We start from the raw sequence: 24,481 nt of genomic DNA, 5'->3' as shown, positions 1-24,481 counted from the left end.
CCGTCTCGTGGGCTCGGAGATGTGTATAAGAGACAGATCCTGCAGCTAGAACCTTTGCAGATTCTCGATTTACATCGTAAAGCTTGCGAAACGAAGATTTTGCAAGCTTTACGGGTTTCAGGACCTTCAAGCTGGGGTATACCTTCAAGCTGGGGTACACCTCAAGCTATGGTTTATAGAAAACGTACGATCATGAAAATGCAATACTGCACTGATTTTCACTCATGAAAATGTGAAAATCGCGAATGTTACCCTCATAAAAGTGTTGAATAAAACTCAAAAAACCGGCATCCACAAATCGCTCGTGAGAGCGGTTTTTTGTGTTTTTTGCTCCTCGGAGGCTATTTTGCGTCAAAAATCAATATTTCGGCAAATACGAAGCCTTGAAACACTAGATATTGTGCCTGGTAGACTTTGCAGCCCCTTCTGAAACCGTGAAAAAATCTTTTTTGGAGCAAAAAGGTCACAGTGTGGAGCGAATTTGTTGAAAAAGGGTTTGAAGTGGTTTAAAATGGAGTAAAATCAAAATGGAGGGAGAGTCTATGTTTGTAGGCAAATATTACAACTCAATAGATAGCAAATCTAGAGTCATCGTGCCTGCAAAATTCAGACTTGAACTGGGCGGCAGATGCATCGTTGCGAAAGCTTTGGACAAGTGTCTTACGGTATATCCGTTTGAACAGTGGGAAAAGTTCGTTAACGAGAAGCTGGAACTGCTGCCGGATTCCAACCCGCAGGCAAGACGCTTGAAACGTCACTTCCTTTCGTCCGCCGCAGAATGTGATGTGGACAAGCAGGGAAGAATGAAAATCCCGCAGGATCTGGCGGAGTATGCTGGTATCGACAAGGATCTGGTGACCATCGGAAGCAACCGGACCATTGAAATCTGGAGCAAGGAAAATTGGCATGAAGAACTGGATGAAGATACCGGAGAACTGATGAACGCCAGCGAGATCGCAGAGGGGATGGAACAGTATGGATTTTAAACATGTGCCGGTTCTTTACGAAGAATGTCTGGAAGGTCTGGCAATCAAAACGGACGGGATTTACGTGGACGGGACGCTGGGTGGAGCAGGCCATGCGTTTGGCATTGGAAGCAGGCTCAGTGAAAAAGGTATCCTGATCGGCATCGACCGGGATAAAGAGGCAATCAAAGCAGCAGAAAAGCGGCTTGAGTCTCTTTCGTGTATGAAGTTTCTGGTGCAAAGCACCTATGATCAGATCGAGGATGTGCTGACGCAGCTGCAGATCGACGGGATCGATGGTGCGCTGCTGGATATTGGAGTTTCCTCTTATCAGCTGGATAACAGCGAGAGGGGGTTTTCCTATATGCATGATGCACCGCTGGATATGCGGATGAACCAGGATGATTCTTTTTCCGCATACGACGTAGTGAACGGATACGATAAAAAGAAACTGACGGAGATCATTCGTAAATACGGAGAAGAACGATGGGCTTCTCGTATCAGTGATTTTATTGTAAAGCACCGGAGAGAAGAAGGAGATATCAAAACCACCGGTGAATTAGTGGATATTATCAAGGCGGCGATCCCTGCTTCTGCAAGAAGAGAGGGACCGCATCCGGCGAAGCGGACGTTTCAGGCGATCCGGATCGAAGTAAACAGCGAGCTGGAGCAGCTGGAAAATGCTATAGACCGGTTTTGCGATGTGCTGCGGCCGGGAGGCCGGCTTTGCATAATCACGTTCCATTCGTTAGAAGACCGGATCGTGAAGGAGGCATTTCAACGAAGACTTAACCCTTGCACATGTCCGAAGGAATTTCCGGTGTGCGTGTGCGGGAAAGTGACCGATGTAGTTAAGGTGACGGGAAAACCGATTATTTCAGGAGAAGAAGAACTGACGGAGAATCCGAGAGCACGCAGTGCGAAGCTTCGGATCATAGAAAAGAAGAGGTAAGAAGACAATGATTGACCCTGAAAGATGGTATGAATATCAAAGAAATTATCAAAAATACGGGTTTGATATGAAACCAAAGCCGGAACCAGAACCAGCTCCGACAAAACGAACCAGGCAGAGAAAAACTGTCAAGGTGCCGTTTCCGTTAGCAAGCGGGAAGAAGATGGCCTTTTCTGGTGTTGTGGCTATCGGGGTGATCATGATCATGCTGATCATCGTTACAGCGTATGCAGCCAATATCCGGTATGATATCAACTCTATGATCAAGGAAAACAATGCGCTGGAGGGTGAAATCGAAAACCTGCAGGCGCAGATGTATACAACTAACAATATCAATTACGTAGAAAACAAGGCTGTCAGTGAACTGGGAATGACATATCCTGACACCAGTGACAAGGTATATATTACCGTGGATGATGTTCCGGAAAAGGGGTTCAGTGATGTCCTGAAAGAAAAGGCATATAATTGATACAAGAAAAATATAATAAGTTTTAGCAGATGAAACAAGTATGAAATGATCCCCGGACAATTGAACAATTCGAATATGTCCGGGGTGTTTTTAAGGGAGCAGTATGACACCGACATCAAATAACAGCAAAAGAAATCTGATACTGATACTGGGCATTGTATTTGCCTTTCTGCTGCTGCTTGTGATACGGCTGGGGTGGATCCAGATCGTGAAAGGGAGCACGTATTCCGAAAAGGCAGTAGAGCAGCAGACTCGTGATACTCCCATCGAAGCAGAACGAGGAACTATATATGACAGAAACGGCAACGAACTGGCTGTCAGTGTGACATGCTATACGATATGGGTGCGTCCGGCAGATGTGAAGAAAACAGAAGAAAAGGATGCCGCGAAACAGAAGGCTGAAATAGAAAAGAAAACAAAAGAAGTTTCTAAAACGTTGTCGGAAACGCTGGACATGGATTACGATGAAGTTTACAAAATGGTAACGAAAGAGCAGAGTATCGTTAAGGTGAAAAAAGGCGTTTCAAAAGATGTGGCGGACAAGATCCGAAAGTCTGACCTTTCCGGAGTGGAAATCGCAGAGGACACCAAGCGTGATTATCCGCTGGGAGCATTTGCATCACAGACGCTGGGAACGGTAACGGACGACAACACCGGACGGTCAGGTCTGGAGCTGCAGTACAATACTTACCTGAGCGGTGTGGCTGGAAGGTGGATCAATTATACGGATACCAGCGGAAACCGCCTGTCCTACGGTAAAGAAAAATATTACAAGGCCGAAGATGGTTACAGTCTGGTGACGACCATCGATCAGGTGATCCAGCATTATACGGAAAAGGCCCTGGATCAGGTCATGGAGGTTACCAGCGCAGATCGCGTACTGGCGATCGTGATGGATCCGAAAACCGGAGATATCCTCGCCATGGCGCAGACGCCGGATTTTGACCTGAACAATCCGAAGGTGCCATCCAGCAGCTCGGAGCAGGCGAAACTGAAAAGTATGTCGGAATCAGAAAAAGTCGCTTACTGGAATAAGATGTGGAGAAACTCGCTGATATCAGATGTATACGAACCAGGATCTACTTTTAAGCTGATCACGACGGCGACGGCTCTGGAGGAAGGAGTGGCAACGCCGAAGAGCACGTATAACTGTACGGGGTCTATCCAGGTGGCCGATCAGACGATCCATTGCTGGCGCCGGGGAAATCCGCACGGACATCAGACTCTGACCGAAGCCGTAAGTAACTCCTGCAACCCGGTATTCGTGCAGCTGGCAACCAAGGTAGGTATTGATAAATTCTACGAACACTTAGGAACCTTTGGTATCACGGGAACTACCGGGATCGATTTCCCAGGTGAAACGACAGCGCTGCTGCAGTCCAAGGAGAATGCCGGACCGGTAGGTCTTGCAACGATCGGGTTTGGGCAAGGTATTGCTGTAACGCCGATCCAGCTGATCACAGCCATTTCTTCGTTTGGAAATGACGGCAAGATGATGAAACCCCGCCTGGTAAAAGCTTTGCAGGATTCCAACGGGAAGACGGTAAAGACTTTTGATACGGAAGTAGTCCGGCAGACAGTATCAAAAGAGACTGCAGATGAAATGAAGGATATCATGCAGTATGTTGTTGATAATGGCGGTGGCGGAGCTTTTAAAGTCGATGGATATAAAGTCGGCGGTAAGACCGGTACAGCCAACAAACCGAATGCCGGCGGATATTCCGATACCACGTATTCTTCCGTTATTGCCATGGCGCCGATGGATGATCCTCAGGTCTGCGTACTGCTGATCGTAGATAATCCGAAGGGAGTCCATTATGCCAGTGTTACAGCAGGTCCCGGTGTGAAGCAGATCCTTTCAGATACACTGAGGTACCTTAACGTATCGCCGGATGAAGAAACAGAGACAAAGACTGCGGCAGAAAAGGTAAAGGTGCCGGATGTGACGGGAAGCAGTGTTGAAGATGCGATCGGTATCCTGAGCGGACAGGGGCTGTCTTACGATATGGATAAGTCCGCAGAATCAGAAGACTTCGTCGTTGCCAAGCAGTATCCGGCAGCAGGAACGAGTGTAAAGAAAGGCAGCAAGGTTTATCTATACAAAAAATAAATTTTGCAGAAATGAGAAGAAAAATGAATCCAATTACCGTAAAAGAAATAGTAAAAGCGACCGGCGGCACATTGCTGATGGGAAAACCGAGTGATGTGATCACAGGTGTTAAACATGATTCCAGAGAATGTGGAGCAGATGATTTGTTTGTTGCAATTATCGGAGAGAATCAGGACGCACATAAGTATATTGGTCAGGTGCTGGAAAATGGGTGCCGGGCAGTGCTGGTGTCACGGGAAGGCGAATGGCTGAAACAGGCGGAAGCCTTAGGTGCAGCTGTCGTTTTGGTAGAGGATACCGTATATGCTATGGGTGAACTCGCAAAGTATTATCTGGACACTTTAAACGTGAAGAAAATCGCAGTAACAGGAAGTGTCGGCAAAACATCTGTGCGGGATATGATCTATTATGTCGTAAATGAAAAATACCGCTGCGGACGTAATTTGAAAAATTTCAATAATTTCATAGGTCTCCCGCTATCGATCTTTCAGTTTGATGACAGTCTGGAAGTTGTCGTGCTGGAAATGGGCATGAGCGATTTCGGTGAGATCGACCGGTTGGCAAGTATCGTGAAACCGCATATCGGCGTGATCACAAATATCGGTGTGGCACATATGGAATCCCTGGGAAGCCGGGAAGGTATTTTTCAGGCCAAGATGGAGATCGCAAAGCACATCGCCGGGGATGATGAACTGCCTGGAACGCTGATCTATGCCAGCGACAGCGAGTTTCTGACGAAAGAAAGAACAAAGGGAAATTATGATCAAATTTCGGTTGGAGAAAAAGGAAAAGATGATTATATAATATCGTCGGTTGACGACTTCGGTATGGATGGTATAAAATTCACTTTAGAGCATGCTCAGGAAGTGCGGCAGATCAGTTTGCCGCTGCCGGGGCGGCACAATGCCATCAATAGCGCGCTGGCTGTTGCGGTCGGAGATCTTCTGGGCGTTTCCCCTGAAGAAGAAACCGATGGGCTTGCGGCTGCAGATCTGACGGGAAACCGGCTTAAAAGGAGAGAAAACGGCAGCATTTGCGTGATCGACGATACATACAATGCCAGTCCGGACTCCATGAAAAGTGCGCTTCGCGTGCTGGAACACAGCAGGTGTGATGGGAAAAAGATCGCCATTTTAGGTGACATGTATGAGCTGGGAGAAGACAGTGACAGACAGCATTTTGGTGTAGGGCTTTTTGCCGGAGGGCTTAAGATCGACACGTTGATCGCTATCGGAACGCACGCCAGGAAGATCTGTGAAGGCGCAGATGGCGGAAACCCGCAGACAGCTTATTATGAAAAAAAAGAAGATTTTTATCAGGATAAGGATCGATTCATTGAGAATGGGGATATAATCTTAGTAAAAGGTTCCAGAGGAATGAAAATGGAACAGGTTGTAGAAAATATTTTGAAACAGTAGGAGTTGTCATGAAGTATATCAGTATAGGAATTATTATGTTGATTTCTTTTATCATATCGGTGGTCATTACGAAAGTGGAGATCCCGGTTCTGAAGAGGAAAGCCGGGCAGAATATCCGGGAAGACGGACCGCAGTCTCATCTTTCTAAGGCGGGAACCCCGAGCATGGGAGGGATCGCGATCATCATTGCCGCATCCCTTACTACGATCGGCGCAGCGGTTATGGGAAAGATCGATGGCCTTGGATGTGCCATCATACTCCTGGTATTTGTAGGTTTCGGACTAATAGGTTTCTTTGATGACTACCTGAAGGTGATCAAGAAAAACAATCTGGGGCTGCGGGCTTATCAGAAATTCGGTTTGCAGACGATCTTATCGGTGATACTGGCTGTGTATCTGGCTAATTATACGGAAGGGAGCACATCAGTTTATATTCCTTTTGCTGATATTTATGTAAACTTTGGTATCTGGTATATCCCGTTTGTCGTATTTGTCGTGCTAGCCATGACCAATGCGGTGAATCTGACGGATGGACTGGACGGCCTGGCCTCCGGTGTGACGGCATTCATATCGCTGTTTTTTGCAGTGGCAGGCTTTACCTACGCTATTGCTACCGGAGCGTATTTCTGTAGTGCGATGTGTGGTGCATGTCTGGGATTTCTGGTGTTTAACAGGAATCCTGCAAAGGTATTTATGGGCGATACGGGTTCGCTGGCGCTGGGCGGCGGTCTGGCGGCTGCGGCGATCCTGATGAAGCTGGAGCTTTTGCTCCCGATCGTGGGACTGCTTTATGTGATCGAGGCACTTTCTGTGGTGCTTCAGGTCGGATATTTTAAAATTTCCGGTGGAAAAAGGATCTTTAAGATGGCGCCTATCCATCATCATTTTGAAAAATGCGGGTTCAGTGAAGTGCAGGTGGTGGCAGGATTCTGGATCTTTGCCGTTCTCTGCTGTGTCGCGGGATTCTTTATTATATAGTAAACAAGATTGAGTTGATTAGGAGATGATATCATGAGTAAAGAAATTATTTCTGACATGAAAAATAAAAACGTTTTGATCGTAGGAACGGGCAAGTCTGGAAAGGCTGCTGCACAGGCCATGGTAAAACTGGGAGCACACGTTTCGATCCAGGACAATAAGCCGGAGGATGAGGTGGATTCTCAGCTGGAGGCATATTTAGAAGACAAGAATATCAATTGTTACTGGGCGTGTCAGCCAGAAGATATGACTCAGTTTGATCTGCTTATCCTAAGTCCGGGAGTTCCGCCGGGACTGCCGTTCATAGAAGAAGCTAAGGCGGGCGGAGCAGAGATCATAGGTGAACTGGAAATCGCATACCGGGTAGGTCACGGCAGATACGTGGCAATTACCGGAACTAACGGCAAAACGACAACGACGACATTAGTGGGAGAGATTTTCAAAGCAGCGGCAAGGCAGACTTATGTAGTAGGAAATATTGGTGTTGCTGTGATCTCCAAAGCATTGTCGGCGGAAAAAGACAGCTGGCTCATTACGGAAACCAGCAGCTTTCAGCTGGAAACCATTCGGGATTTTTGCCCGGAAATTTCTACTATCCTGAATCTGACACCGGATCATCTGGATCGTCATAAGACTATGCAGAATTATATCGATGCGAAAGCGCGTATCTTCGAAAATCAGACGAAGGATCAGTACTGCATTCTCAACTATGATGATGCAGAGTGTCGGAAGCTGATAGAAAAATGCAACGCAACACCGGTTCCGTTCAGTAGAAAGGAAATACTGGATTTTGGTGCATATGTAAAGGATGAGAACATCGTCATCAAGGATGCAGACGGAAGCGTATGCGAGATCTGCGGTGTAGAAGACCTTCAGATCCCGGGAACCCATAACCTTGAAAACGCATTGGCGGCGTGCGCTATTGCGCACTTTGCAGGAATCGATGCGGAAGTGATCGCAAAGGTACTGCGGGAATTCCAGGGTGTGGAGCACCGGATCGAGCTTTGCAATGAGATCGACGGGATCCGTTTTGTGAACGATTCTAAGGGAACTAATCCGGATGCTGCCATTCGCGCCATCGAAGCGATGAAACGTGATATTATTCTGATCGCCGGAGGATATGATAAAGGTGCTTCGTTTGATGAATTTGTCAATGCGTTTGACGGCAAGGTCAAGGCACTGGTGCTTTTAGGCAAAACGGCGACTAAGATAAAAGAAGCGGCGGAAAAAGCCGGTTTTACGAATACAGTGATTTTAAAGGATATGGAGGCTTGTGTGCGGGAGGCTTATCGTCTGGCAGAGTCTGGAGATGTTGTGCTGTTGTCACCGGCCTGTGCAAGCTGGGATATGTATACCAGCTTTGAACAGAGAGGGGAACATTTCAAAGCGTGCGTTCGGGAACTGGAAAGGTAGCGACTGAAATTGAGAAAGCAAGCCAAGGGAAAAGAGAACAAAGAGAATAAGAAAAAGCGGACACAGGGGAATCCGAAATGGGCGAAAGTGAACGAAATGCGTTCGGGAGATTTTCTGCTGATGATCTTCACGGCGGCACTGGTGATTTTCGGGATCATCATGGTTTTCAGTGCCAGCTATTATTATTCCATTAGTCAGGACGGGACGGCGTACAGCTACCTGAGAAGACAGATCATGTGGGTGATAGCAGGCTTCTGTGCTATGGTTTTTGGTGCGGCTTTTGACTATAGGAGATATCGGAAGTTCGCGATCCCGCTTTTGATCCTGGGCGTGATCCTGCTGGCGTTGATTTTCACACCGTTAGGACATACAGCCAACAATGCGACACGCTGGCTCAAGATCGGACCGATCACCTTTATGCCGGGTGAATTTGCCAAGCTGTTTGTTATTATATTTACAGCATGGTTTCTGAGCGAGAAGCCGGATCGGATCAAATCGGTGACCAGGGGGATACTGCCTCTGGTCGGCATTGCCGCGGTATATGGTCTTTTGATCGTCAAGCAGCCGAATCTTTCGACGGCGATCACAGTGTGCGGTATAATCGTATCCATGATGCTGGTGGCCGGTATGAAGTGGCGCTATGTGTTTGGAACTGCTGCGCTGGGCGGCGCAGGGATCCTCAGTATCTTACTGTTTATGAAAGATACTTACTGGTATCAGAGAATGACCAGCTTTGTAGATCCGTTTCAGGATCCGCTGGGAGAAGGCTATCAGGCGGTGCAGTCGCTGCTGGCTCTGGGGTCGGGCGGTTTATTCGGTGTTGGTCTTGGAAAAAGCGTGCAGAAAAACCTGTATCTGCCGGAACCGCAGAACGACTTTATCCTGGCGATCATAGGAGAAGAACTCGGGTTTATCGGGATCGTATTGGTTCTGGCACTGTACTGCTGTTTTTTGTGGCGTGGCGTCCATGTGGCGATCAATGCTCCGGACCAGTTCGGCATGCTCCTGGCTTCCGGGATCGTGCTGATGGTTGGAATACAAGTTATTTTAAATATTGCGGTCGTAACATCTTCCATGCCGCCGACAGGGATCAACCTGCCATTTATAAGCTATGGAGGAAACGCACTCCTTATGTTTATGTTTTCAGCGGGAGTGCTGCTTAATATATCTAGGCATGCGCCGAAGAATACAGGAGTCGAATAATGAAAGTGATCATGACAGGCGGTGGGACCGGAGGCCATATTTATCCGGCAATAGCGATAGCAGATGAAATTAAAAAGAGATTTCCGGACGCAGAGATTCTGTTTGTTGGAGCAAAGCGAGGTCTGGAAAAGACGCTGGTTCCAGATAACGGATATCCGATCAAGCTGATCCCGGTGCAGGGATTTAATCGCAAAAATCCATTAAAAAACGTTGAGGTGCTGCGCGATCTAAAGCAGGGGAACAAGCTGTCAAAGCAGATTCTGAAAGAATTTCAGCCGGATGTTGTGATCGGAACAGGCGGATACGCAAGTGCCCCTGTAGTAAAAATGGCACAGAAAATGCATATTCCTACTTACATCCATGAACAGAATGCCTTCCCGGGTGTGACTAATAAAATGCTGGAAAAACATGTGGAAAAAGTATTCCTGGGATTTGAAGAAGGCTCTGAGTATTTTAGACATCCTGAAAAGCATGTGGCGACGGGCAATCCGGTAAGAAAAAGCTTTTATGGGATGGACCGGGAGCAGGCGAGAAAGGATCTGGGATTTAGAAAAAAGGATTTTGTGCTGCTTGCTTTTGGCGGAAGTCAGGGCGCAGGGCGGATCAATCAGGCTATGATCAGCGTTATTGAAGCGTTTCAGCGCATCGGAGATATGAAAATCTGCCTGGCAACAGGACGGTATTATTATGATGCAGTTTGCAGTGAACTGACGGAAAAAAAGATCGATATCAATTCCAATATCAAAGTGATGGAATATATCAGTGACATGAACCGCTACCTGGCGGCGGCCGATCTTGTGATCAGCAGAAGTGGTGCTATTACTGTAGCGGAAGTCACGGTGTGCGGCAAGCCTGCCATCTTTATTCCTTCTCCTCATGTGACGGGGAACCATCAGTATTTCAATGCCAAAGCTGTGGCAGAAAAAGGCGGTGCTGTTGTGATCGAGGAGAAAGACCTGGATCATCAGTCTTTGGTGGACAGGATCCTGCAGATGAAAAAAGATCCGGAGATCCTGCGTGATATGGCAGAAAAAAGTCTGTTGTGCGCACCTGTGGATGCAGCAGGTGTGATTTGTGACAATATCCGTGAATTTGAAAGATAGGAAATGAACCGAATATGCGAAGGGATAATCGAGCGGAAAAAGTTCATAAAAAGAGACGAAGACGAAAAAAACGGTATTTGTTGAGATTCCTGCTTTTGATATTGCTTTGTGTCGGTATATATTTTGGCGTACATATCGATTATTTCAAAGTGGATGGGATCGCAGTCGTTGGAAACGAGGAAATCTCAGATGAAGAGATCCTGAAACTTTCCGAGTTGGAAGTAGGCGAGAATATTTTTGATGTGCATCCACTGTTTGCACAGCACAGGATCAAGGAGAATCTCTACATAGAGAAGGTGCGGGTCAAACGGAAGCTGCCCAATAAAATCGAGATTTCTGTTACGGAACGAAGTGGCAAGGCACAGTTCCAAATGGGAAAACGTTTTGTCATTACAGATAATGAAGGCATGGTGCTTGCCATTGAGAAAAAGCAGCAGAAGGTCCCTCTGGTAGAAAATATTAAAGTGACCAAAGCGAAAAAGAAAAAGACCATCGAAGTGAAGCAGACTGCTACTTACGATAAAGCGATGGAGATCGTTCAGAAGATGGAAGAAGACGATTTATATTTTAAGAAACTGAGCATTGACGGCAGTCGCGTGGATGCCTATATTTATGACGGACTGATCTGTCGTGGAGCGTATAAGGATCTTCTCACATGCATGGATTCCGGCGCACTGAAAACCGTGGTATTTGATTTGTACCAGAAGGGTATAGAGGCTGGAATTATCAACATTGGAAGCAATAATTATTGTTCCTTTACGCCGCAAAATTAATGTGTTATAATAAAAAATGGAATTATTTAAAAAATCACAGGAGGTACTTCTGAATGTTACAATTTGAAGTGAATGACTCTAAGCTGCAGGAAATCAAAGTCATCGGAGTTGGCGGCGGCGGATGCAACGCAGTAAATCGAATGATAGATTCGGGAATGAAAGGCGTATCTTTCATTGCTGTCAATACGGACAAGCAGGCTTTAGCAAAAAGCAAGGCGGAAACAAAGATTCAGATCGGAGAAAAACTGACGAAAGGTCTGGGTGCCGGCGGGAACCCTGAAGTAGGGCAGAAATCGGCAGAAGAAAATCTGGAAGATCTGGAGAAATTCATTGCAGGATCCGACATGATCTTCGTGACATGCGGTATGGGAGGAGGCACAGGAACAGGTGCTGCGCCGATCATCGCTAAAATCGCCAAGGACATGGGGATTCTTACGGTAGGGGTAGTAACCAAGCCTTTCCGTTTTGAAGGAAAAAAACGCAGCGAGCATGCAGAACTTGGAATCAAGTTCCTGAAGAAGTACGTGGATTCCCTCGTTGTTGTACCGAATGATAAGCTCTTGGAAACGGTACAGGAACAGACTTCTCTGCTGGAAGCATTTGAAATGGCAGATGAGATCCTGAAACAGGGAGTGCAGGGTATCTCCGATATCATAGTAGACGATGCATTGATCAATCTGGACTTCGCAGACGTAACAACGATCATGAAGGACAGAGGAATCGTACATATGGGCGTTGGCAGAGGCACAGGCGAAACTCGTTTGGAAGATGCTGTTCAGGGCGCTATCAACAGTCCGCTTCTGGAAACTCAGATTTCCGGTGCAAGAGCTGTTCTCATCAATATCACCGGTGGCAGAGATCTTACGATGTTTGACGTAGATAAAGTCGCATCACAGATCGATCAGGAAGCTGATGAAAATGCGATCATCATTCTGGGTGCGTCCATCAAAGAAGAAATGCAGGACGAAATTGCAGTAACTGTTATCGCAGCCGGATTCGAAAAGCCGCAGGATATGGATATCCTCAACAGTCCGGTCATCCCGAACAAACAGGCAGAGACGAAAGAAGATGGCTACAGCGCACCGGTAGAGACAGCACCTTCGACAGAAGATGCATACAAGGGAATGTCCGGGATCGACATCCCAACTTTCTTAAAGAGATAACAGAAAGGTAAGAGTATTGCAATAGCCGGTTTTATCCGGCTATTGTTCCGTTTCAAGCAGATATGAAAAAAATCACATCCAGGGAAAATCCCATTTATAAATCTGTCTGTAAACTGACAAAACGAAAATATCGAGATCAGATGGGCAAATACCTGCTGGAGGGGATCAAACCTTTAGCGGATGCAGTATCTCTGGGAATTTCGATAGATACGATCTTGGTACGGGAAGGAAGTTTTTTTCCATTGGAGAAGGTCACTCCGGAGATCGTGCTGGAACTGGGAGCACAGCTCTTTGACAGTATTGCGGACACGGAGCATTCTCAGGGAGTCATTGCCGTGATACAGAAAAAACAGCACGACTGGGACAGTTTCTCGAACCTGCTGAAGAATAATACGAAGAACATTGTGATACTGGATCGATTGCAGGATCCTGGGAATATGGGGACGATCATTCGTACTGCAGAAGCTGCAGGATATGGTGGCGTTTTGCTGATGGCGGGATGTACTGACACATATGCACCGAAGGTTGTCCGCGCGGCAGCAGGTTCTTTGCTCCGCATACCGATTTTACAGGAAAACGATATTGCAGAAACTGCCGGAAGGCTGCAAGCTTTGCATCGAAAAATCGCAGTAACAAGCCTGGAAGAAGCACAGGATTACCGTGATGCTGACCTGGGTGAGAACGTTGCGCTTGTCATTGGAAATGAAGGGCGTGGTGTACGGCAGGAGTTTCTGGATATTGCAGATATAAAAATCAGGATTCCGATGGCAGGCTCCATTGAATCGCTGAATGCGGCGGTGGCGGCCGGCATCTTGATGTATCAGTCACGAATCATAAAATAAAATTGAGAGGTAAAACTATGCAAGCTCAGTTAAACAAAATTTTAGAAGAAGCGAAAGAACAGCTGCAGCAGGCGGCATCCGTCAGCGATGTTGATGAAATCCGGGTAAAGCTGCTGGGTAAAAAAGGAAAGCTGACAGAGATCCTCAGAGGGATGGGGAAGCTGTCACCGGAAGAACGAAAGACAACAGGTCAAATGGCAAACTCCGTGCGTTCTGAAATCGAAGGATTGCTGGAACGTCGTTTTGCAGATATGAAGGCCGCGGCCAAGGAAGCGAAGTTCAAACTGGAAAAGATAGATGTCACGGAACCGGGGAAAGAAGTTACCCTGGGCGTAAAACATCCGCTGACTATAACCATCGAAGAAATCTCGAAAGTATTTATGAGCATGGGATTTTCGATCGCGGAAGGGCCGGAAGTAGAAACTGTGTTCAACAACTTTGATGCACTGAATGCAGGTCCGGATCATCCGTCCAGAGATATGTCGGATACGTTCTATATCACAGAGGATATCCTGCTGAGAACGCAGACGTCTCCGGTACAGGTAAGAACACTGATGAAAACGAAACCGCCGATCAAGGTGATTTCTCCGGGAAGATGTTTCCGCTGTGATACACCGGATGCAACTCACTCCCCGATGTTCCATCAGATCGAAGGACTGGTGGTAGATGAAGGGATCACTATGGCTGACCTGAAAGGAACGCTGGATAGTTTTGCCAAGCAGCTGTTTGGAACAGAGACAAGGACGAAATTCCGTCCGCATCACTTCCCGTTCACAGAACCGAGTGCAGAAATGGATGTGTCCTGCTTCAAATGCGGCGGCAAAGGCTGCAGGGTCTGCAAAGGCAGCGGATGGATCGAAGTCCTTGGATGCGGCATGGTTCACCCGCATGTATTGAAAGTAGGCGGACTGGACACCGAGAAATACACAGGCTTTGCATTTGGCATGGGCGTGGAGCGTGCTGCCATGCTGAAGTACGGCGTTGACGATATCAGATTATTTTATGAAAACGACATGCGTTTCATAAACCAGTTTAAATAGGAGGGTGTCATATGTTAGTTCCAATCGAGTGGTTGAATGATTATATCGATATAGATGTTTCCGATGAGGAGTTCTGTGACAGAATGATCATGTCCGGTTCCAACCTGGAAACCTGCGAGCATTTCTGTGAAGAAATGGAACGCGTGGTAGTCGGAAAGATCGAGAAAATAGAAAAGCACCCGGATGCAGATAAGCTGGTGGTGTGTCAGATCAATACAGGCGAAGAAGAACCGATCCAGATCGTAACGGGTGCACCGAACGTATTTGAAGGCGCACTGGTGCCGGTGGCACTTCACAAAAGCCGGATCCCGGGACCGCTGCATGGGCAGCCGAAGCAGGAAGGCGGCGTGAAGATCACGAAGGGTAAACTGAGAGGTGTGGAATCTTTTGGTATGCTGTGCTCCGCAGGCGAACTGGGCTTTGATGATAAAGTAGTACCTGTAGCACATAAAGACGGCATCTGGATCCTGAAAGGAGAATATCCTCTGGGCCAGGATTTTGCAGAAGCTCTGCAGCTGAAACAGGCTGTCGTCGACTTTGAAATCACACCGAACCGTCCGGACTGTCTGGCGATGGTCGGAATGGCGAGGGAAGCTTCTGCAACGTTCAAGAAGCCGTTCTCCTATCCGGATACAGCGATCCAGAAGGAAGACGGAGAAGGTGAATCCAAGGACTATGTTTCCGTAGAAATCAGGAATCCGGAAAGCTGCAAACGCTATGTGGCACGTGTCATAACCGATGTTAAAGTGGAGCAGTCTCCGTGGTGGCTGCAGAAGAGACTGATGTATGCAGGCATGCGTCCGATCAACAACATCGTAGATATTACAAACTTTGTTATGCTGGAATATGGTCAGCCGCTCCACGCATTTGATATCAATCAGGTAAAAGGCGGCAAGATCATCGTTGAGAATGCAAAGGACGGCGAAGTGTTCACGACGCTGGACGGTACGGAAAGAACTTTGACAGACGATATGCTGCTGATCAAGGATGCAGAACGTGGTATCGCTATCGCAGGCGTTATGGGCGGACTTAACTCTGAGATCGAAGAGGATACCAAGACGATCATCGTGGAATCTGCAAACTTTGCAGGAAGTAGCGTCCGCACAACGTCTAAAAAACTGGGACTGCGTACCGAAGCATCTGCCAGATTTGAAAAAGGCATCGACCCGAACCTGTGTGAAGCGGCAGCAGACAGAGTGTGCCGTCTGATCGAACTGACGGGCGCAGGAAAAGTCTGCAAGGGAAGCGTAGACAATTATCCCGTTCCGGAAGAAGCAAAGACGATCGATATCCGTGTGGATCGGATCAATCGTGTTCTGGGCATTGAACTGGAACGTCAGGAAATGGTCGATATCCTGGAAAGCCTTGAGATCAAGGTGGCTGGCAGCGGAAATATCATGACTGTAACGCCTCCGACGATTCGTCAGGATCTTCTGGAAGAGGAGGATTATATCGAAGAAGTAGCAAGAATTTATGGCTACGATAAGATGCCTGTAACGTTGCCTAAGGGTAATACGGAAGCCGGTATCCCGGAAGATCGTGCTTTGCGTGATCTGACGAGAGATTCCCTTTGCGGTATGGGTCTCAACGAGATCCAGACATATTCTTTTGTAAGTCCGAAGGGTGTGGACTACATCCGCACGGCAGAAGGCTCCTGGGAGAGGAATTTCGTAAAGCTGATCAACCCGCTGGGCGAAGAAAACTCCGTTATGAGAACGGTTCTGATGCCGAATATGATGGAAGTACTGGCTCGCAACTACACTAGAAATATCGATAAGGTAAACGCCTTTGAAATCGGCAATACCTTTGTGAACAATACACAGGAAGACGACGTGCTTCCGTATGAACAATATGCCCTTTGCATTGGGATGTACGGTAAGGATGAAGATTTCTACAGCCTGAAGGGCGTAGTGGAAGAGCTGTTCCGTGTACTGGGGATCAAAGATCCGATCTTTGCAGGAGAAGCTGATCTGGGTGCGTTCCATCCGGGAAGATGTGCGCGGATCTCTGTTATTTCCGGGGAAAACGGCGAACCTGTGCAGCTGGGCGTTATGGGTGAAGTCCATCCGGACGTGGCAGAACAGTATGGGATGGAAGGTGTGAGGATCTACTGCTGTGAATTGATGTTTGACGCAATCAGAGATAACAGCGATAGAACGATTCTTTATACGCCGCTGCCGAAATACCCATCCACATCCAGAGATATCGCATTGCTGGTAGAAGAAAATCTGGAAGTTGGCAGGATCGAGGCGCTGATCCGCAAAGAGGGCGGCAGGATCCTGGAAAATGTAAAACTCTTTGACGTTTACAGAGGAAAGCAAGTGGAAGAAGGCAAGAAGAGCGTTGCATTTACTTTGACTTACAGAGATAAGGATAAGACCTTGACCGATGAGGATGTAGCGAAGGTACACAATAAAGTACTGGAAGCTCTTGAGCATAAACTGAACGCTGTGCTGCGTGAAATGTAGCCGGTGAAAACCAAGTGATAGGAGAGTGCTTATGGAAACCAATAAAGTAAACGTCAAGATCTATGGACAGGAATATGTGATCGCCGGAGATAAACCGAGAGAAGAAATCATTCAGGTGGCTGCACATGTTGACATGAAAATGCAGGAGATCGGAGAAGCCGCGAAATCTCTCGGGGCATCACCTTCCAATATTGCAGTTCTTTCTGCTGTCAATATTGCAAGTGAATATTTTGAGGTCCTTGAAGAGATCGAGGAGTTGAAACGCTTGAATCTGCAGCTGGAAAAAGATGCGCAGCATTACGTGCAGCTGTGGGATGAATCCAAGAAAAACTATATGGATTATAAGGAAGAGACTCAGGCGATTGTAGTTCAAAGAGATGATCTGCTCAATGAGATCCGGCAGAAGGAAGCGGAGGCACAGCAGCTGCATGAAGCAGTGAACAATGCCAGACAGCAGGCGCAGAGCAGCATGGAGGAAGTCGTTCGTGAAGTCGAAGACAAGTGTAAAGAACTGGAAAACAGTTTCTTCGACCTGCAGATGGAAAACCTCCAGCTGAAAAAGGAACTTGAAAAATATAAGAACATCAATGGATAGCATGCAATGAAAGAAAAGACGTTACATGTACTGGAATATAACAAGATAATAGAAATGCTGCGAGAGCAGGCAGGCTCTGAAATGACGAAAAAGGTCATTTCAGAGCTGATGCCTTATCTTGATGCGTCTGAAATACGGGAGCACCAAACGGAAACCACAGAAGCGGTAAGACTCATACAACATAAAGGGCCATTACCTGTCGGTGGTTTTTATGATATTGAGGAGATTGTGTCCTTCGCTCGCAAGGGCGGCACACTGACTATGGCACAGCTTTTAAAAGTGCTCTATAATATGAAGACTGCAGAAAGGGTAAAAGCCTTTTTAAAGGGGGACGTTCCTGATCTTCCGGTACTGATGGCCATTGCGGAGCTTATTGCGGAACACAGGGATCTGTCGGCTGAAATCGACAGATGTATTCTTTCTGAAGATGAGATGGCAGACAATGCCAGCCCGCAGCTTCGAAGCATTCGAAGAACTATCATTCGTCAGAATGAAGCGCTGAAAGCAAAGATCAATCACATTTTAAACTCTTCAGACAACAAGACGATTTTGCAGGATGCCATCGTCACCATGAGGAATGGCAGATATGTGATCCCGGTCAAGCAGGAACATAAAGCCCGGGTGCCGGGGATCGTTCATGATCAGAGCGGTAGCGGTGCTACACTGTTTATCGAGCCGCAGGCGGTGGTAAATCTCAATAATGAACTTCGTCAGCTGGAACTGGATGAAAAAGCAGAGATCAACAGGATCCTGACGGATTTATCGGAACGGACAGCGGAGCATTACCACGATTTAAAGAACAATCAGGTGTTGCTGACCAAGTTGGATCTTTTTATGGCTAAAGGCAGACTCTCAATAGATATGGGAGCTGATGAACCTGAGATCAATCAGGATGGGATCCTGGATCTGAAGCGGGCAAGGCATCCTCTGATTGACAGAAAAAAAGTTGTGCCGGTCAATATCGCACTGGGAGACGGGTATGAGACGCTGGTGATCACAGGACCAAATACCGGTGGTAAAACCGTCACATTAAAAACGGCAGGGCTGCTGTCGCTGATGGCACAGGCGGGTCTTCATATACCAGCAGATCCGGGAAGCAGAGTGCCTGTGTATGATAATATTTTCGCAGATATTGGCGATGAACAGAGTATTGAACAGAGTCTTTCTACATTTTCTTCTCATATGAAGACTATCGTAACTATTGTGGAAGAAGCCGGGCCTCACAGCCTAACGCTTTTCGACGAGCTGGGAGCAGGAACAGATCCGACCGAAGGAGCGGCGCTGGCGATCGCGGTTTTAGAAAAAGTAGCTTCAAAGGGGGCGTCTTCCATTGCTACGACGCATTATACGGAATTAAAAAAATATGCGATCTCGGCGGAAGGTGTCCAAAACGCCTCCATGGAGTTTGATGTGGAGACCCTTAGTCCCACGTATCGTTTAAATATCGGGATCCCGGGCAAATCCAATGCATTTGAGATTTCTCGAAAGCTCGGACTTTCTGATAGTGTCATAGAGCGTGCAAAGCAGCTGCTTGAGGGCGGCGATATCGCATTTGAAGACGTAATAGCTTCGCTTGAAGAAGATAAAAAAATCGCTGAAGAAGAGCGTGATGAAGCTATTGCGATGAATATCGAGATGAAGCGGATGAGAGAAGAACTGGAAGAGAAGATCCGCAAATTCGAAAGACAAAAAGAAAAAGAGCTGGAGCGGGCGAGAGAACAGGCGCGTGAGATCGTGCGGGAAGCTCGTCAGGTCTCCAACGAGGTAAAAGACGAGCTAAAGGAACTTTCCAAGCTGGAAAGTCTGGGAGAACGTAATCTTGCCTTTGACAAAAACAGACGAAAACTGCGGGAGCTGGAAAAGAAAAACCGAAGCTCCATAAAACGTGAGACCAGTCGTGAACCGGTAGATCCTTCTCAGCTGGTGCTGGGAAACAGAGTCAAGATATTGTCTATGGATCAGAATGGTGAAATCATTTCGCTGCCGGATGAAAAAGGTGATCTGCAGGTGCAGGTAGGGATGATGAAAATCAAAGTGAATCTGCGAGATATCATGCTCATCGATCATGTGCCGGTGAAAAAGAGCAAGCCGAAAAAGTCTGGCTATGGTACACTGTACAGAAAAAAAGCACAGACGATCTCGGTGTCGATTGATGTCCGTGGAAAAAGCCTTGATGATGCAGTGATGGATGTAGAAAAATATATCGATGATGCCTTTATTTCCGGGCTGGAAGAAGTGACGATCATTCATGGTCGCGGAGAAGGGATCCTACGAAAGGGTATTCAGGAAGCGCTGAAGCGCAATAAGAACGTCAAGGGCTTCCGCAAAGGAAGCTATCATGAAGGCGGTGACGGCGTGACCGTTGTAAAATTGAGATAAGTAACATAGAAGAAGGAGATGGACTATGATCAGCTATAAAGAAAAAATTGCAGAGATCCTGGCGCCACATGTAGATGGGCTGGAAAAGGATGAGATCCTGGACATGCTGGAGACACCGGCTGACAGCAAGATGGGAGATTATGCGTTCCCATGCTTCAAGTTGGCAAAGATCTTCCGCAAGGCACCACAGATGATCGCACAGACTTTGGCAGAGGCGATCGGAGCGGAGTCTGTTTTTGAAAAAGTAGAAAACGTCAATGCATATGTAAACATGTTTCTCTCTCGGGAGGAAATGGCACAGGAAGTAGTTTCTGAAGTGATCGAAAAAGGAGACGATTACGGCAGAAGCAATATGGGACAGGGGAAAAAGGTGATCGTGGAATATTCTTCTCCGAACATTGCGAAACCGTTCCATATCGGACATATTCGAAGCACCGTGATCGGAAATTCCATTTACAAAATCTATGATTTTCTGGGATATGATACCATTCGAATCAATCACCTGGGTGACTACGGCACTCAGTTTGGCAAGATGATTTGTGCTTACCGCAGGTGGGGAAACAAGGAAGATGTCGTTCGTGAACCGATCAAGTCGCTGCTGTCCTACTATACGAAGTTCCATGTAGAAGCAGAGAAAGATCCGGCACTGGAAGATGAGGCACGGGCGATCTTTGCTAAACTGGAGAAGGGTGAACCTGAGGAAGTAGAACTGTGGAAGTGGTTCAGGGAAGAGAGCCTGAAAGAGTTTAACCGTGTATACGATATGCTGGGAATAGAATTCGATTCTTATAACGGGGAAAGCTTTTATTCCGATAAAATGCCGAGAATCGTGGATGAGCTAAAAGAAAAGGGACTGCTGGTAGAAGATAATGGAGCGCAGATCGTAAAACTGGATGAGTATGATCTTCCGCCGGCACTGATCAAAAAATCCGATGGATCGACCCTTTACATTACAAGAGACATCGCGGCAGCGGTATATCGTAAGGAAACCTATGATTTTTATAAAAATATTTATGTTGTAGCATCGCAGCAGAATCTGCATTTCCAGCAGTGGTTCAAGGTTATTGAACTGATGGGATATGACTGGGCGAAGGATTGTGTACATGTGCCATTTGGTCTGGTCAGCATGGAAGATGGAACAATGTCTACCCGGCAGGGTCGAGTTGTGTTCCTGGAAGATGTTCTCAACAGAGCTGTGGAGCAGACAAAGCAGATCATTCTGGAAAAGAACGTTACAACAGAGAATATCGATGAAACGGCACATGATGTCGGAGTGGGGGCTGTAGTATTCAACGAACTGTCTAACTACAGGATCAAGGATTATGTTTTCTCATGGGATAAAGTACTGAACTTCGAAGGAGAGACAGGTCCGTATGTGCAGTATACTCACGCAAGGGCCTGCAGTATCCTTCGCAGAGCCGGAGAAGATACCGTAAAGGCTGCAAAGAAGGGATTTGATACATCCTGGATCACGGGAGAAAGCGCACACCATCTGATAAAGCTGCTGTATGCACTGCCTGAAGTGATCAAAGAAGCTGGTGAAAAGTATGAACCGTCCATCGTGACACGTCATATCGTAGATATCGCACAGGGATTCAATAAGTTCTATCATGATGAACATATCCTGGTAGAGGATGAGAAGGAAAAGACGGCGAAGGTAGCATTGGTTCTGGCAGTACAGACCGCCATTAAAAACGGGCTCGGTCTTCTGGGAATGAAGGCGCCGGAAAAAATGTAGCCGCAGGAAAGGAGCAAGGAATAGCATGAGATATGAAGGAGATATTTACAGACCTCCAAGTGGGGCCTATAGCCTGCTGGTGCAGGTGACGATCGGATGTACCCATAATAAGTGTACATTCTGCAAAATGTTTAAAAACAAGAAGTTCCGCGTGCGGAAGCTGGAAGAAGTGCTGGAAGATCTGGCGTGGGCAAGGGCACAGTATCGCAGCGTGCCGCGTATCTTTCTCTGTGACGGTGATGCCATGGCACTTTCAAATGCCCGACTGATGCCGATTTTAAACTACATCAGAGAAAATTTTCCGGAATGCGAGAGAGTGTCTATTTATGGCAGAGGAAGCGACATCATCAAGAAGACGGATGAGGAAATGAAGGAATTGTATGATGCGGGTCTGACTATGGTTTATGTAGGTGCAGAATCCGGCAGCGACAAGGTTCTGCAGGCTGTTTGCAAAGGAGAGACCCGTCAGCAGATCATCGATGGAGTCAAGAAGGTGGAAGCCTGCGGCATGAAGTCTTCCGTTACATTTATTTCCGGTCTTGCGGGAAGAGAAGGCTGGGAGGATCATGCGATCCAGACAGGAACTATGATCAGCGAAATGGAACCATCTTATGTTGGACTTCTGACATTGATCGTGGAGCCGAACGTTCCGATGGCCAAGGAAATAGAAGATGGGACATTTACTCCGCTGACTCCGGAAGAGGTTATGGCGGAAACGCTTTTGATGCTGGAACACACAGATGTATCTAAAACTTGTGTTTTGCGGAGCAATCACGCTTCCAATTACGTCTCCCTCAGAGGAAACCTGCCTGAAGATAAAGAAGCTATGATGAAGACTTTGAGAACGGCGATGGAAAACCATAATATGTTTAAGGATGAAAGGTTCAGAGCCTTGTAAAGCTCTGAGAGGTAGAGTATGAGCAAAGAAAAGAAAAGTATCGCCCAGAACATGGGGATCACCAGAACTGTTATCAGACCGCGAGAAGAATGTGATATTCAGCTGCGGGAAGATCGTATCGGAAAGTATTTCAAAAAGTATCTGAATAAATTTGTATTCGTGGAGTTTTCAGAGGACTTCATGAAAAAATCAAAAGCAGGAGATCTGATGCGCGGTGTGCCGATCCCGCTGAGAAAAAAGGAAATCAAGGAATTTGCAGGCGGCGAAGGAATCGATATGCTGGTGCTTGCGGAAAACATGGCATGGGTCATGGGCTGCGATCCCCATTTCAAGTATACGAAAGACTATGTGGCGATCCTGAAGAAGCTGTACAACTACAAACTGTACGAAGGCATGATGAAGGAAGGGCGAGATGCTGCAGAACGCGGTGATATGGACAATGCCTGCATTCACTTCCGTGCGTCTTTATGTATGCAGTACAATTATCTGCACAGCATGTACAGTTATGCAAGAGCCTGCAGAGCCATGTATCTTCACAGCAGAAATGAAGAATATGTTGGAAGATTCAAGGCGGAATCCCTGGATTGGTTTGAACTGCTGGTAGAAACTCATCCGCGATTTGCACAAGGCTATTATTACCTGGGATATGCGTATCTGAATCTGGGCCTTTATGCCAAAGCAGATATTACATGGCGTGAATTTATACGTTTCAGCCACAATAACAAGGACAAGAAGGAGATCCGGAAAAGACTGGATCAGATCACAGAACCGCGTCAGATCGAGGCGGGGTGCAATGAAATCACAGCAGGCAAATACGAAGATGGTATCAGTCTTCTGGAGCCGTTTTTGAGCAGTCGTTTCAATGACTGGTGGCCGCTGCATTACTATCTGGGCGTGGCGTACGAGATGACGGGACGTCGCTCTGAGGCTGTCAGTGCATTCCGCAAGGTTCTCCAACTCAATGGAAGTCATCTGGAAACCATGAAGGAACTGATGTCTATCTATGAAGATGAAGGCGATCGGGAGAATACACGAAAATATCGTGAAAAGATCAAGCTCATTGAAGCGGCTATGGAAGAAGAACATCAGCAGCATTTAGAGGAAATCCAGGAAGAGGACAAAAAGCTGGAGGAAGAAGAACCGGAGCTTATGGAGCCGGAGCATATCGACACGGGAGATGCCGACAAGATGGCGGATGCTGTGCCTGCTGATGCAAAGGATGATGCTGAGGAAACCTCGGAAGATTTGGCGGATGCCGATGAAGAAGAGGTAGCAGAACCGAAGGAAAAACGGAAAGGTCTTGTAAAGCGTTTTGGCAAAAAATAAGCCATAAAAATCGATTAAAAGCAAGAATAAATTTGTGAAAAAATATCGAAAAAACAATGTAAAAAAAGTTCGATTTTTTTAAAGAAATAGGTTGACGCGGATGGCAGGATACTATATAATAATTCTTGTCGTTACGAAGCGCAACCTAATATTCCAAGGTAGCTCAATGGTGGAGCACTCGGCTGTTAACCGATAGGCTGTGGGTTCGAGCCCCACCCTTGGAGCCAATCAATAATCTGAAGTTGTGAAAAGCGACTTCAGATTATATTTTGCCGGAGTGGCGGAATTGGCAGACGCACAGGACTTAAAATCCTGCGATCCTTACCGATCGTACCGGTTCGACCCCGGTCTCCGGCACCAATACTCAGGCAACAAGGTGCAGCGTATACAACTGAATAACTGATGTCGCGGGGTGGAGCAGCTGGTAGCTCGTCGGGCTCATAACCCGGAGGCCGTAGGTTCAAATCCTGCCCCCGCAACCAAGGATAACGAAAACCCTTTGAAATTTCAACGTTTCAGAGGGTTTTTTAGGCTCTGTTAAAAATGTTGGGGTGGAGGATACTCCAAGGATTTCAGAGCCTCTTTCATTTTTTGAAAAAACGCTGTTTTCATCGGCTCCTACGGGAGTATCCCACAGATAGTTTGCTGT

At 46.9% G+C, this 24,481-nt stretch carries 21 protein-coding genes and 3 tRNA genes; 23 read left to right on the top strand and 1 reads right to left on the bottom strand.

From position 1 onward, the window contains the following. The 23 genes from H8876_RS07440 to H8876_RS07330 all read left to right on the top strand — a co-directional run. Positions 1 to 228 (top strand): hypothetical protein (locus H8876_RS07440; protein ID WP_249287209.1); only part of this gene is annotated, 228 nt, incomplete at its 5' end. A gap of 314 nt (positions 229 to 542) precedes the next feature. Then, on the top strand, positions 543 to 986 hold the full coding sequence (gene mraZ / locus H8876_RS07435; RefSeq protein ID WP_177265246.1) for a division/cell wall cluster transcriptional repressor MraZ: 444 nt from the start codon (positions 543 to 545) through the stop codon (positions 984 to 986). Further along, positions 976 to 1,917 (top strand): 16S rRNA (cytosine(1402)-N(4))-methyltransferase RsmH, encoded by a 942-nt coding sequence (gene rsmH / locus H8876_RS07430; RefSeq protein WP_249287208.1) that lies wholly within the window; start codon positions 976 to 978, stop codon positions 1,915 to 1,917. The genes mraZ and rsmH overlap by 11 nt, the downstream gene beginning before the upstream one ends. 7 nt (positions 1,918 to 1,924) lie before the next feature. Further along, complete coding sequence (locus H8876_RS07425; protein WP_249287207.1) at positions 1,925 to 2,386, top strand: cell division protein FtsL; 462 nt, start codon at positions 1,925 to 1,927, stop codon at positions 2,384 to 2,386. Positions 2,387 to 2,489: 103 nt separating this feature from the next. Further along, a complete protein-coding gene (locus tag H8876_RS07420) occupies positions 2,490 to 4,496 on the top strand; it encodes a penicillin-binding transpeptidase domain-containing protein (protein ID WP_249287206.1) in 2,007 nt (668 codons plus the stop codon). A gap of 23 nt (positions 4,497 to 4,519) precedes the next feature. Continuing rightward, positions 4,520 to 5,914, top strand: coding sequence for a UDP-N-acetylmuramoyl-tripeptide--D-alanyl-D-alanine ligase (locus H8876_RS07415; protein ID WP_249287205.1), 1,395 nt, complete (start codon positions 4,520 to 4,522; stop codon positions 5,912 to 5,914). Between the two features lie 8 nt (positions 5,915 to 5,922). Then, complete coding sequence (gene mraY, locus H8876_RS07410; RefSeq protein WP_249287204.1) at positions 5,923 to 6,891, top strand: phospho-N-acetylmuramoyl-pentapeptide-transferase; 969 nt, start codon at positions 5,923 to 5,925, stop codon at positions 6,889 to 6,891. Between the two features lie 33 nt (positions 6,892 to 6,924). Further along, positions 6,925 to 8,304 (top strand): UDP-N-acetylmuramoyl-L-alanine--D-glutamate ligase, encoded by a 1,380-nt coding sequence (murD, locus tag H8876_RS07405; RefSeq protein WP_249287203.1) that lies wholly within the window; start codon positions 6,925 to 6,927, stop codon positions 8,302 to 8,304. A 9-nt stretch (positions 8,305 to 8,313) separates the two neighbouring features. Then, positions 8,314 to 9,507: a putative lipid II flippase FtsW gene (gene ftsW, locus H8876_RS07400; protein WP_249287202.1), complete on the top strand. Its 1,194-nt coding sequence runs from the start codon at positions 8,314 to 8,316 to the stop codon at positions 9,505 to 9,507. Further along, the gene (gene murG, locus H8876_RS07395; RefSeq protein ID WP_249287201.1) at positions 9,507 to 10,610 is read left to right on the top strand and encodes an undecaprenyldiphospho-muramoylpentapeptide beta-N-acetylglucosaminyltransferase; all 1,104 of its coding nucleotides are present in this window, start codon (positions 9,507 to 9,509) and stop codon (positions 10,608 to 10,610) included. Before ftsW ends, murG begins: the two co-directional genes overlap by 1 nt. 14 nt (positions 10,611 to 10,624) lie before the next feature. After that, positions 10,625 to 11,383, top strand: a complete 759-nt coding sequence (locus H8876_RS07390) for a cell division protein FtsQ/DivIB (protein ID WP_249287200.1) — start codon at positions 10,625 to 10,627, stop codon at positions 11,381 to 11,383. 53 nt (positions 11,384 to 11,436) lie between these two features. Continuing rightward, positions 11,437 to 12,546, top strand: a complete 1,110-nt coding sequence (gene ftsZ, locus H8876_RS07385) for a cell division protein FtsZ (RefSeq protein ID WP_249287199.1) — start codon at positions 11,437 to 11,439, stop codon at positions 12,544 to 12,546. A gap of 62 nt (positions 12,547 to 12,608) precedes the next feature. Continuing rightward, entirely contained in the window at positions 12,609 to 13,388 is a 780-nt protein-coding gene (locus H8876_RS07380; RefSeq protein WP_249287198.1) for a TrmH family RNA methyltransferase, read from the top strand. Positions 13,389 to 13,405: 17 nt separating this feature from the next. Then, a complete protein-coding gene (pheS, locus tag H8876_RS07375; RefSeq protein WP_249287197.1) occupies positions 13,406 to 14,428 on the top strand; it encodes a phenylalanine--tRNA ligase subunit alpha in 1,023 nt (340 codons plus the stop codon). Between the two features lie 11 nt (positions 14,429 to 14,439). After that, positions 14,440 to 16,896: a phenylalanine--tRNA ligase subunit beta gene (gene pheT, locus H8876_RS07370; protein WP_249287196.1), complete on the top strand. Its 2,457-nt coding sequence runs from the start codon at positions 14,440 to 14,442 to the stop codon at positions 16,894 to 16,896. Positions 16,897 to 16,927: 31 nt separating this feature from the next. Further along, a complete protein-coding gene (locus H8876_RS07365) occupies positions 16,928 to 17,491 on the top strand; it encodes a cell division protein ZapA (protein WP_177264993.1) in 564 nt (187 codons plus the stop codon). Positions 17,492 to 17,497: 6 nt separating this feature from the next. Beyond that, positions 17,498 to 19,870 (top strand): endonuclease MutS2, encoded by a 2,373-nt coding sequence (locus tag H8876_RS07360; protein ID WP_249287195.1) that lies wholly within the window; start codon positions 17,498 to 17,500, stop codon positions 19,868 to 19,870. Between the two features lie 25 nt (positions 19,871 to 19,895). Continuing rightward, the gene (gene argS / locus H8876_RS07355; RefSeq protein WP_249287194.1) at positions 19,896 to 21,608 is read left to right on the top strand and encodes an arginine--tRNA ligase; all 1,713 of its coding nucleotides are present in this window, start codon (positions 19,896 to 19,898) and stop codon (positions 21,606 to 21,608) included. Positions 21,609 to 21,633: 25 nt separating this feature from the next. Beyond that, on the top strand, positions 21,634 to 22,506 hold the full coding sequence (locus H8876_RS07350; RefSeq protein WP_249287193.1) for a radical SAM protein: 873 nt from the start codon (positions 21,634 to 21,636) through the stop codon (positions 22,504 to 22,506). Between the two features lie 18 nt (positions 22,507 to 22,524). After that, the gene (locus H8876_RS07345; protein ID WP_177264740.1) at positions 22,525 to 23,832 is read left to right on the top strand and encodes a tetratricopeptide repeat protein; all 1,308 of its coding nucleotides are present in this window, start codon (positions 22,525 to 22,527) and stop codon (positions 23,830 to 23,832) included. Between the two features lie 152 nt (positions 23,833 to 23,984). After that, positions 23,985 to 24,059: transfer RNA gene (locus H8876_RS07340), tRNA-Asn, on the top strand. A gap of 44 nt (positions 24,060 to 24,103) precedes the next feature. Further along, positions 24,104 to 24,192: transfer RNA gene (locus H8876_RS07335), tRNA-Leu, on the top strand. A 46-nt stretch (positions 24,193 to 24,238) separates the two neighbouring features. After that, a tRNA-Met gene (locus tag H8876_RS07330) sits at positions 24,239 to 24,314 on the top strand. Here the strand turns inward: H8876_RS07330 and H8876_RS07325 are convergent. Continuing rightward, positions 24,293 to 24,481, bottom strand: a 189-nt coding sequence (locus H8876_RS07325; RefSeq protein WP_249287192.1) for a hypothetical protein, incomplete at its 5' end; no start/stop codon positions are given. The genes H8876_RS07330 and H8876_RS07325 overlap by 22 nt on opposite strands.

Source organism: Lentihominibacter faecis (assembly GCF_014306095.1).
Classification (GTDB): domain Bacteria; phylum Bacillota; class Clostridia; order Peptostreptococcales; family Anaerovoracaceae; genus Lentihominibacter; species Lentihominibacter faecis.
This window is presented reverse-complemented; position numbering and strand designations above follow the sequence as displayed.